General features: G+C 44.1%; 9 protein-coding genes. 6 read left to right on the top strand and 3 right to left on the bottom strand.

Annotated features, from left to right (window positions below):
- Positions 1-539: 539 nt before the first annotated feature.
- The 4 genes from HMPREF1154_RS06405 (at position 540) to HMPREF1154_RS06390 (ending at position 5,908) form a co-directional block, all read left to right on the top strand.
- Positions 540-1,613, top strand: a complete 1,074-nt coding sequence (locus tag HMPREF1154_RS06405) for a hypothetical protein (protein WP_034567027.1) — start codon at positions 540-542, stop codon at positions 1,611-1,613.
- Positions 1,614-1,724: 111 nt separating this feature from the next.
- Positions 1,725-2,543, top strand: a complete 819-nt coding sequence (locus HMPREF1154_RS06400; RefSeq protein WP_009641761.1) for a carboxypeptidase-like regulatory domain-containing protein — start codon at positions 1,725-1,727, stop codon at positions 2,541-2,543.
- Positions 2,544-3,130: 587 nt separating this feature from the next.
- A complete protein-coding gene (gene thrA / locus HMPREF1154_RS06395; protein ID WP_009641762.1) occupies positions 3,131-5,548 on the top strand; it encodes a bifunctional aspartate kinase/homoserine dehydrogenase I in 2,418 nt (805 codons plus the stop codon).
- A gap of 21 nt (positions 5,549-5,569) precedes the next feature.
- Positions 5,570-5,908 (top strand): hypothetical protein, encoded by a 339-nt coding sequence (locus tag HMPREF1154_RS06390; protein WP_009641759.1) that lies wholly within the window; start codon positions 5,570-5,572, stop codon positions 5,906-5,908.
- 32 nt (positions 5,909-5,940) lie between these two features.
- Here HMPREF1154_RS06390 and hemN read toward each other — a convergent pair whose 3' ends face one another.
- Entirely contained in the window at positions 5,941-7,302 is a 1,362-nt protein-coding gene (gene hemN / locus HMPREF1154_RS06385) for an oxygen-independent coproporphyrinogen III oxidase (RefSeq protein WP_009641767.1), read from the bottom strand.
- A 409-nt stretch (positions 7,303-7,711) separates the two neighbouring features.
- Between hemN and trxA the strand changes: the two genes are divergently transcribed.
- Both trxA and deoC read left to right on the top strand, forming a co-directional pair.
- Positions 7,712-8,029: a thioredoxin gene (gene trxA, locus HMPREF1154_RS06375; RefSeq protein ID WP_009641766.1), complete on the top strand. Its 318-nt coding sequence runs from the start codon at positions 7,712-7,714 to the stop codon at positions 8,027-8,029.
- Positions 8,030-8,097: 68 nt separating this feature from the next.
- On the top strand, positions 8,098-8,727 hold the full coding sequence (gene deoC / locus HMPREF1154_RS06370) for a deoxyribose-phosphate aldolase (protein ID WP_009641763.1): 630 nt from the start codon (positions 8,098-8,100) through the stop codon (positions 8,725-8,727).
- Positions 8,728-8,847: 120 nt separating this feature from the next.
- Here deoC and HMPREF1154_RS06365 read toward each other — a convergent pair whose 3' ends face one another.
- On the bottom strand, positions 8,848-9,783 hold the full coding sequence (locus HMPREF1154_RS06365) for an ABC transporter ATP-binding protein (RefSeq protein WP_009641764.1): 936 nt from the start codon (positions 9,781-9,783) through the stop codon (positions 8,848-8,850).
- A 2-nt stretch (positions 9,784-9,785) separates the two neighbouring features.
- A complete protein-coding gene (locus HMPREF1154_RS06360) occupies positions 9,786-10,682 on the bottom strand; it encodes an ATP-binding cassette domain-containing protein (protein WP_009641765.1) in 897 nt (298 codons plus the stop codon).
- Between the last annotated feature and the right edge of the window lie 387 nt (positions 10,683-11,069).

The raw sequence follows: 11,069 nt of genomic DNA, 5'->3' as shown, positions 1-11,069 counted from the left end.
CCTTTGGCCTTATAAAAATCTGTGTAAATCGCAAAAGCACAATTGCACAAACATAGAAAATCTGTGAGATTCATGAAAATCTGTGGGAGCTTTCGTTATATCGAACACACGTTAATAAACATATTGTCAATAGGATTATTATAACTTAAGTTTCGCAAGCTCTGTAATCAACTGATTCTCAAAACATCCCCCCTACCCCCCCCTCAAGGGGGGAGTTAGTAAGTGATAGAGGTTCAATAAGTTATAAAAGGGAAATTTTCTAATTTAATAAACAAATTAGACCATTTCAACGCCCTTAAAGCTCCCCCTTTGGAGGGGGGTTGGGGGGAGGTTTTTACAAATAATTGTTTATCAGTTACTTGCAATTTCAATAACAACCTAAAAACAACTTGCGAAACTTAAATTATAAGAAAAACCTCTTTTATAATTAGGTGATAAAAAAATCCTTTAAAAAAATAGGAAAATTAATAAATAAATCGTAGCTTTGCGTTTTTATTAATCGTTATTCATTGATAATTAACCGTTAACTATTGACAATTATGAAAAGATTATCTCTCGTTTCTCTTCTCTTAATGGCCTTTCCTCTTTGGGCACAGAACACATTGGAACAATATATCCTCAAGAGCAAGTATGCGGTGGATTCTATTGTAGCCACACAAAAAGCACATTTGTACAAGCAATTGGCTTCGGTGGAAGACCTATTGGAACAGCAGAAGATCTCCAAGGAAGAGGCCAAACAGATGGAAGAGGACTTCAGGGCACGCACTAAGCAGCGTACCCGACAGCTCATCTATGCACAGGCTCAGACCCTCCAAAGCCAATTGGATAAGGCACTAAAGGAGTCGCCTGCCGATAGCCTTCTTACCTCTGCTGATACTTTAGCTTCTGCACATACTAATACTCACCAGAAGACTATGGCACAAGTAGACTCTTTGGCGCGACGCCAAGAGACCAACACCTATTATCGCAGGTATGCGGGGAGAACGGATTACTACTCTCCTTATCTTGCCTTGGGGGCACTCAACCTTGCTTCAGCCGAGCAATTCGGGGATAAGCGCCTCAGTCCACTGGGGTCTAAATCCTTTGAGCTGGGCATCTATAACAATTTCCGCCTGAGAAAGAATAACAACCGTCTACACCTAAACTTTGGGCTTTCTTGGCTTTACCAGAGTTTTAAGATACGTGGCAATTACTATTATGACCGCCAAGGGGGAGATACCCAGTTGGTACCTTATGGACAGGAGCTGACCAAGTCCAAGCTCCGCCTTCATTACCTGCTGCTACCGGTGGATTTGGAATGGGATTTTTCCAAAGATGGGGTACATAGAAATACCTCTTATTTCCAAACCCATGAAAATCTGTACTTTGGAGTAGGGGCTTTTGTCGGTCTCTTGCTTGATGCCAACCAAAAGCTCAATTACCAACAGCAGGGAGATACCTATAAGACCATTATGCGTAAGGATGTAAATGTCAATCTATGGACTTATGGCCTCTCAGCACATATTGGAGTCAAGGACTGGAGCCTTTACTGTCGCTATAGCCTCGCTCCTCTCTTTACAGGCAATACCACAAGCGAATATCCTTTTATGATAGGTATACGAGCAGGACGATAATAATGACTAGTGACTAGTGATTAGTGACTAGTGACAAGTGATTAGTCGTTAGTCATTAGTCGTTAGTCATTAGTCATTGGTCATTGGTCATTAACCATTAATCATTAATTTATGCGTTTTCTCTTTTTTCTCTTTGTGCTGCCTTGTTTGGCGCAGCAGGTGGTTTCCCAGAAGGGTACCCCTGTAGAATATGTAAATATAGGCGTGGTGGGCACCTCCAAAGGGCTGATTACAGACGAATATGGGCAGTTCTCCCTAGAGCGGCTCTCGGCGGCACCTACTGATAGCATCTATTTTTCTCATTTGAGTTATAAGCGTAAGGTGCTACTGGCCAAGGATGTACAGAACAAAATAGTCCTACAGGAGGCTGATATACAGCTGCCTGAGGCTTCTTTTACCCTACAAAAACCTAAGTACTACACCATCAGGGGCAAGGGGATTCCAGCTATCTTCTCACTCTATGGCGAGATGAAAAGCGGTTTTGAACCCAATAGCGATCGCAAGTATCTCAACGCCGAGATAGGCGACTTCCTCTCTCTCAAGCATGATGCTCGCCTAACGGAGCTGAGTATAGATGTAAATAGTAGCGACTTTTATATGGCAGTGCTGCGTGTGGTAGTCTATCAGACGGATAAGGAACATAAGAACTTCACTCCCTTGCTCAAAGAACCTATCTATATAGAGGTCTTCCCTAGTAAGGCTAAGCAGACTTTCACTCGCAAAATCTCCGTCTTCGTGCCCGAAGGTGAGGCATGGGTAGGAATACAATTTGTTGAGATGCGAGGCAAGGACTACGATAGGTTCATCTTCCCCTCTACGGTCAATACCTGCTATATTCGTTTTTCTGACGGAAAGATATCTCCCTTGAACAAACGCTTGGGAATCCCCTTCTCGGTGAAAGGATACGATTATATAATGACCAATGAATAGTGACTAATGACTAATGACTAATGATTAATGACTAATGATTAATGATTAATGATTAATGAATAGTGACTAATGACCAATGAATAGTGACTAATGATTAATGACTAATGACTAATGAATAGTGAAAAGCGGCTAACTAAAAACTCAAAATTTCCTTGACAAGGCGCTGTTAAATGTTGTATCTTTGCAGTCCCATTTAGTTTTGAATAAATGGGTTTATTCGCAAATCATCTCATTGGTAAATGGGTATATTAGTAAAAAAAAATTCTACATTCACGACAGAATAAAAGAAAATTTGTATATTTGCACTTTGTTAGTGCACTATTTAATATGAGTTCGATATAACGAAAGCTCCCACTGATTTTCACGGATTTCACAGATTTTCTATGCCTGTGTAATTGTACCGCTGCGATTTGCACGGATTGTTATAAGACCCAAGGTCTTATTTATCCGTGGAAATCAAAAAATTTACGCTTAGTTGTATTATTCTTTCCGTGAAAATCCGTGGAATCTGTGGAAGAAGAAATATAATTTTGCTTACATCGAACTCACGTTATTCACTATTCATTTTTCACTATTCACTTTAGATTATGAAGGTTCTCAAATTCGGAGGGAAGTCCCTCGCCAACGGAAAGGGCTTAGAGACAGTGCTTTCTATTATCACCGACAAGGTAAAACAAGGACAAGAGATCGCCGTGGTGGTCTCTGCTCGTGATAAAGCTACCGACCAGCTGGAGGCCATGCTGGAGCGCGCTGCCAAGGGCGAGGACATCTCGGCCGACTTCCAAGCCTTTAAGCAATACCAAATCGCTGGGGAGGAGATAGACCTTTCAGCGGAGTTCTCCATATTACAACGTATTTTTGATGGGGTCTCTCTCTTGGGCGACTATAATGACAAGATAAAAGATCACACCTTGGCACAAGGGGAAGTGCTCTCGGCTAAGTTTATCTCTTACCTTTTGCGCAAGCGTGGGGTCAAGGCGACCTTTGCCGATAGCCGTCGCTTCTATGTTACCGATAGTCACTTTGGCAATGCACAGCTGGTAGAAGACAGCTCGGCCAAGAGTACCATTCAGTATTTTACACAAATCCCCAAAGACGTTACCCCTATCGTTACAGGCTTTATTGCGGCCAATGCATCAGGCGAAACCACTACCTTGGGGCGCAACGGTAGCAATTACTCAGCCTCTATATTGGCCTCTATATTAGAAGCGGAAGAACTCCAAAACTACACCCATGTAGATGGGATCTTTACCGCCAATCCCGAACTGGTACCCGATGCCAAGATTATCCGCCAACTCTCCTTTGAGGAAGCCAATGAGCTAGCCAACTTTGGTACCTCTATCCTACACGCCAAAACCATTATTCCACTCTTGGAAAAGAAAATCCCCTTGCGTATTCTCAACACCTTCAAGCCCAATGATGCAGGTACGCTCATCTGTGAGGCGAAGGATAACATAGGAGGGATTCGCGCCATCTCTGTCTTGGAGAACTACGCCTTGGTAATCCTCGAAGGGCGTGGTCTCTTGGGAAAAGTAGGGGTGGATGCACGTATCTTCCGCGCTTTGGCTCAGGCCGAAATTAGTGTGAGTATCATCTCCCAAGGCTCTTCTGAGCGTGGTATCGGTTTTTTGGTAGCCAACAAGGATGCGCAAAAAGCCAAACAGGCCTTGGAGCGAGAGTTCGAATTGGATGTCTATAGCCACGACGTAAGCGGGGTAAGTCTGGTGCAGGAGGTGGGCGTGGTTTCTATCGTCGGACAGAACTTGGCCGACTTTGACAAGCCATATAACGCGCTGATTCGCAACCAAGTGATTCCGCTACTGATTAACAATTCCGCGACAGGACGCAACGTCAGCGTCGTGGTGCACAAAAAAGACCTCCCCAAGGCGGTCAATGTGATTCATGGTGAAATATTTGAAATCTCCAAGCGTATCAACTTGGCTATCTTCGGTCGTGGTACTGTGGGAGGTACCCTTATTGAACAAATCTTCGAGGCACGTGCCGATATCCTCAAGCGTAGAAATATCAACTTGCAAATCATCGCTATTGCCAATTCTAAAGAATTGCTCTTCAACCACAAGGGAATTTCCGCAGAGCAATATGCAGCCTTTGATACCCAGAAGCAACCTTACCAGATAGGAACATTTATAGCGCAAGTACAACAACATCACTTGGAGAACCTCATAGCGATTGATGTAACCGCAAGTAAAGACTTTGTAGAGAACTATCTGCCACTGGTAGAAAATGGTTTTGACTTGGTTTCAGCCAACAAGATAGCCAACACCATCGGTTATCCTTTCTATAAAAAACTCCGAGAAACACTCGCCCAATACAAAAAGCAATACCTCTATGAAACCAACGTAGGCGCGGGCTTGCCACTGATTGATACCATAAAGCTCCTACACCACTCAGGGGAGAACATCACTCGTATCAAGGGGATTTTCTCAGGGACACTCAGCTTTCTATTCAATACCTATTCGGCCAGTGATGCCCCCTTTAGTGAGATTCTCCAAAAGGCCATAGACAGTGGCTATACCGAACCAGATCCACGTGAAGACCTTTGCGGTAACGATGTAGGTCGTAAGTTGCTGATTCTGGCACGCGAACTGGATTTGGAAAACGAGTTCGAAGAAGTCTCTATTGAAAACCTGATCCCTGAAGCCCTACGCCAGGGTAGTCGTGAGCAGTTCCTCTCTCGCCTGAAGGAGTTTGACCCTATCTATCAGCAGATCAAGGATAAGGCACCCGCAGGGACAGTACTGCGCTATGTAGGTGATCTTCATGGCGATCTCTCACATACCTCTACCGCCCGCTTAGAGGTAAAGCTCGTTTCTGTACCTGTAACCAGTGCTTTAGGACAGGTCAAGGGAGCAGATTCTATCTTTGAGATATACACCGAGTCCTATGGGGAAAACCCGATCGTGATCCAAGGAGCAGGGGCAGGAGCTGCTGTAACCGCCCGCGGGGTATTCGGAGACATCTTACGTATCATTGGAAACAAATAACCTTTTCTAAACACTTTTAGTATGCACATTCACAAAAAAGATCTCATTGCTACCATAAAGCTCAATGCGGAGGAAATCAATTTGGATACAGCCAACCAGCTTTTAAAGGATCCTACTCTAAAACCCTGCCATATCATTATCCATTTGGAGGGCGTAACCGAGCTAGACGAGGAACAGCTTGATGCACTTTTCTACCTCTCCGAGATGGTACGTGCCGAGGGCGAACATTCCTTTGTGGTAGTCTATGAGCATTATAACCCAGATGATTTCCCCGAAGAACTCATCGCTTGTCCTACCCTACAGGAGGCTTTGGATATCATAGAAATGGAAGAAATAGAAAGAGACCTCTTTGATGATTAAGAGGTCTCTGAGGTTGTGTTCTCTAAGAGATTTTATATCGTCATACTGAAAATACGGGTAGTAGGCACATTGCGCTGCAATCTTAGGTCAAAGGCCATACAGATATTGCGAACAAAGGGTTTGCCTGCATCAGTAACCTCAATGGCATGAGGGAGAATACGTATGAGGCCGTCCTTTTCCATTTCTGCAAGACGGGATTTGACGGCTTCAACTTCAGGGAATTGCAACTGAGGAGCTTCCCATGAGGTGTGGAACTGACACATGAGGTTGAGGATATGGCGGCGCAAGATAAGGTCTTCCTCCGAAAGGATATGCCCACGGTACACAGGAATCCTATCGGTAGCCAAGACTTCTTCGTATTCCTTGACCGTCTTCACATTCTGAGCAAAGCCATACCAACTATCACTAATGGCCGAGATGCCTAGGCCTATCATCAGCTGGGTTTTGGAGGCGGTATAGCCCATAAAATTGCGGTGCAGCGTACCTTTTACGAAGGATTCGTACATTTCGTCCGTAGGCAAAGCAAAGTGATCCATGCCTATTTCTATATAGCCGTTGTCCAATAGCTGTTGCTTGCCAATCTCATAGAGGTGTCGCTTTTGGTCGGCCGTTGGCAGGTCATTCTCGTCAAATCCACGTTGGCCAGTACCCTTTACCCAAGGCACATGTGCATAGCTATAAAAGGAAATACGGTCAGGACGTAGGCTATTGGTACAGTCTATCGTATAGCGGACGTCTTCTTCCTTTTGGAAGGGAAGCCCAAAGATAAGGTCGTGGCTTATGGAGCTATAGCCTATTTCCCGTGCCTGAAGGGTAACACGCTCCACATTGGCAAAGGGCTGAATGCGGTGAATAGCCTTCTGTACCACAGGTGAATAATCTTGCACCCCATAGCTCACACGGGTAAAACCCAAAGCGTAGAGCCTTTCCAAGTGCTCACCAGTGGTATTGTTGGGGTGTCCCTCAAAGCTGAACTGGAACCCTTCGGCTCGGTCTGCTCCTTCAAAGATCTGATCTATAAGGTGTTGCAAGTTGTCAGGGGAAAAGAAAGTAGGTGTACCCCCCCCTAAGTGGATTTCCTTGATTCGAGGCCTTTCAGGAAGCACGGCCAAGTAGAGTTGCCATTCCTTGAGGACATTTTTTATATAAGGGTCTTCCATTTCGTGCCTTTTGGTGATATGCTTATGGCAGCCACAAAAGGTACAAAGACTCTCACAAAAAGGTAGGTGTATATAAAGGCTGATGCCTTGGGTGTTATTGCTTTCCGCAAAGGAAGTCCGTACCGAAGCAAGCCATTTTTCATAGGAATAGGAGCTATCTTCCCAATAAGGTACTGTGGGATAACTGGTATAACGAGGGCCTGGTACGTTGTATTTTTGAAATAAAGAAGACATCTTTTTAATTGTTAATTATCAATTGTTAATTGTTAATGCAAATCAATAGTTAAAATGTTGTCGGCAACTATCTAAGGTGCAATAAATGGTACCTCTACACATGCACTGGCTAAGACAATTACTGATAAGCGTAGTCCTTAGTAGAGACGCAATTTATTGCGTCTCAATGAATTGGACTATACAATTGTTTTTCTACTATTGGCTAGCATTGTTAATGGTGTTGTTGTTTTGTTTGGGCTGCAAAGATACAAAAAAGTTTTGACTTCTGACCTCTGACTTCTGACTTCTGGCCTCTGACTGCTGACTACTGACCTCTGACTGCTGATATAGAAAAAATCTATAAAAAAACCGTTCTTTTTCTCCTGAAAAAGTTGTATCTTTGCATTCATAATTTTTAAAGTTAAAAAACATGGCATTACAAATAACTGATGCTTCATTTGACGAAGTAGTACTCAAGAGTGATAAACCTGTATTAGTAGATTTTTGGGCAACATGGTGTGGTCCTTGCCGTATGCTTGGCCCAGTGATTGAAGAACTTGCTACTGAATACGAGGGTAGAGTAGTGGTAGGCAAAGTGGATGTGGATAACAACCAAGAGTTTGCCGCCAAATATGGGGTGAGAAATATCCCTACCGTATTGGTATTCAAAGACGGAGAAGTTGTAGGCCGCCAAGTAGGGGTTGCACCTAAGAAAACCTATACCGATGCCTTAGATTCACTTCTATAATTTATTAAAATTCATAAGGTTATGAGGCTATCTGTATATCAGGTAGCCTTTTTTCTAAAATTTCAACCATGAACTTAGCAAAATATATTGATTATACGCTTCTTAAAGCAACAGCAACACCTGCTCAAATAGAAAAACTTTGCCAAGAGGCACGCCAATATGGCTTTTTCTCAGTCTGTGTCAATAGTGGTTATGTCCCTTTGGTAGCCCAAGCGCTTAAAGGCGCTGAGGTGAAAGTATGTACTGTAGTGGGATTCCCCTTGGGTGCTATGAGCACTCAGGGCAAGCTGCATGAGGCTTCCACAGCCTTGGCCGAGGGTGCTGATGAGGTCGATATGGTGATCAACTTGGGTCTCCTCCTCTCAGGACAGACGGCTAAGGTACGAGAAGAAATCGCCTTACTCAAGGAAGAAACAGCCGATAAAGTGCTGAAAGTCATCATAGAAACCTGCTATCTTACCGATGAGCAGAAACGCTTAGCCTCCCAACTTTGTGTAGAGGCAGGCGCCGACTTTGTCAAGACCTCCACAGGCTTCGGTACAGCAGGGGCTACCCTCGCCGATGTACGGCTAATCAAGGAAGTGGTAGGCGACAAAGCGCTGATCAAAGCCTCAGGAGGTATTCGCGATCGGGAAACCGCCCTACAATATATCGCCTTGGGGGTAAGCCGTATCGGTGCTTCGGCAATACTGGTATAGTTTTTAGTTTTTAATTAGAAAAGCGAATCAATAGTGAAGATATTATTCGCAAACTTCCTAAGACGCAATTTATTGCGTCTTAACGAATAGGAGTCTACACTAATCACTAATCACTAACCACTAATCACTATTCACTGATTGAATGGTCTGTATAAAAATATCACTAACACTAGGTATTTGCTGGTTGAAGTGGGTGATTTTGCCCCTTTCAGCTAAGTAGAACAACACCTGATGAGGGTCTTGCTCTTTGGTGAGGTGTACTAGCCATTTCTCTTCGTTGTGAATGGTAGGGAATTGGGCAGCAGTAGTTTGGTAACGACTTTTGAATTCTTCGAAAGAGACACCTTCGTTGGGGATAATTCCTACTTCGTAGGTGTCCTCTTGGAATTGTCGTTTGATAGTCTTTAGCTCTCCACTAAGTAGTAATTTGGAGCGGTTCAGTAGGGCAATATGATCACACAAGCTCTCTACCGACTCCATACGATGGGTAGAGAAGAGAATGGTCGCCCCCTGCTCGCGCAAGTAAAGTACCTGATCCTTGATAATCTCCGCATTGATAGGGTCTAAACCGCTGAATACCTCGTCAAAAATCAGTAGTTTAGGCCGATGGAGTACCGTGGCGACAAACTGCACCTTCTGGGCCATACCCTTGGAAAGCTCCTGTAGCTTCTTTCCCTTCCAATGGGCTATCTCCAAGCGATTAAGCCAAAAATCCAATTGCTCCTCAGCGCGCTGACGACTCAACCCCTTGAGTTGACCCAAGTATAGGAGCTGTTCGCTGACGGTCATATTCTTATAAAGGCCTCTCTCTTCGGGCATATAACCTATATGGGAGATATGTGCGGGGCTTAGTGGCTCTCCGTCCAAGCGTACTTCTCCTCCGTCAGGGAAAATAATCTGGTTAAGGATACGGATAAGGGTTGTTTTCCCAGCTCCATTAGGTCCTAATAGCCCAAAAATACTCCCATGTGGAATCTCCAGAGATACGTCAGAGAGGGCACATTGCTTGCCGTACTGCTTGCTTAGGTTGGTGATCTGTAAAAGTGGTGTGTTCATAGTTAATTCCCTTTAGTAAGTTCGGTGAATAGTTGTTCTAGGTCGGTATGACGATGGTTCATCTGTAGGATTTTCAGCCCATTCTCTGTAGCAAAATCAAAGAGCTTTGGGCGCATATCCTCTTGAGTATCAAAAGTAAGGGTAAAGAAAAACTCTTCGTTGTTGCGAATGCTCTTGATATGTGGGATACGGCGCAATAGCTGTTCCTCCACACGGAAGTCAAAGAGGATTTCTATGGTCTGTTCCTTGTCCTGTAGGTGTGCCATAGGCTCATTGAGGATAATCTTCCCCTTGTGTAGGATCATCACTCGCTGGCAAACGGCCTGTATCTCCTGCATGATATGAGAGGAAAGCAATACCACTTTTTCCTGTCCCAGATCGCGGACTATTTGTCGTATCTCAAGGATTTGCTGAGGGTCAAGGCCATTGGTAGGTTCGTCCAAGATCAGTACATCGGGGTCATGCAGTAGGGTTGCGGCCAGTCCCACGCGCTGGCGATACCCCTTAGAGAGGGTGTGTATCTTCTTGTGGGCATGGCTCTCCAAGCGTGTCAGGGCGATACTCTCGGCAATATTCTTTCGAGGCGCATGGTAGATATTGGCCACATAGCTGAGGTACTCCTTTACATACATATCAGGATATAGTGGGTTATGCTCAGGCAGATAGCCCAAGTGCTGCTGTGCCTGCTCGCGCTCTGAGAGGATAGAATGGCCTAAGACACGAACATTCCCCTCATCGGGCAAGAGAGCACCGCACATCATTTTCATCGTGGTAGTTTTTCCAGCGCCATTCAGCCCCAGAAAACCTGTGATTTCCCCTTTGCGAAGTTCAAAATCAAGATGATCCACTACGCGTTGCCCCGCGTATTGTTTGGTTAAGTGTTCTACGATAACAGCCATAATGGTGTGTGGGTATAAAACAGAAAATAAGGGCAAATTTACGTAAAAAATACTTTAGTGAAAATATATTTAACTCAAAAAAAAGTGGTACATTTGCTTTCTCTTTTCGCAGAAAACAATAAGTTCATTTAAGTTTCGCAAGCTCTGTAATCAACTGATTCTCAAAACATCCCCCCTACCCCCCCCTCAAGGGGGGAGTTAGTAAGTAATAGAGGTTCAATAAGTTATAAAAGGGAAATTTTCTAATTTAATAAACAAATTAGACCATTTCAACGCCCTTAAAGCTCCCCCTTTGGAGGGGGGTTGGGGGGAGGTTTTTACAAATAATTGTTTATCAGTTACTTGCAATTTCAATAGCAACCTAAAAACAACTTGCGAAACTTAAAT

Source organism: Capnocytophaga sp. CM59 (genome assembly GCF_000293175.1).
Classification (GTDB): domain Bacteria; phylum Bacteroidota; class Bacteroidia; order Flavobacteriales; family Flavobacteriaceae; genus Capnocytophaga; species Capnocytophaga granulosa.
Note: the sequence above shows the minus strand (reverse complement) of the source record. Positions and strands in the feature narration are given on the sequence as shown.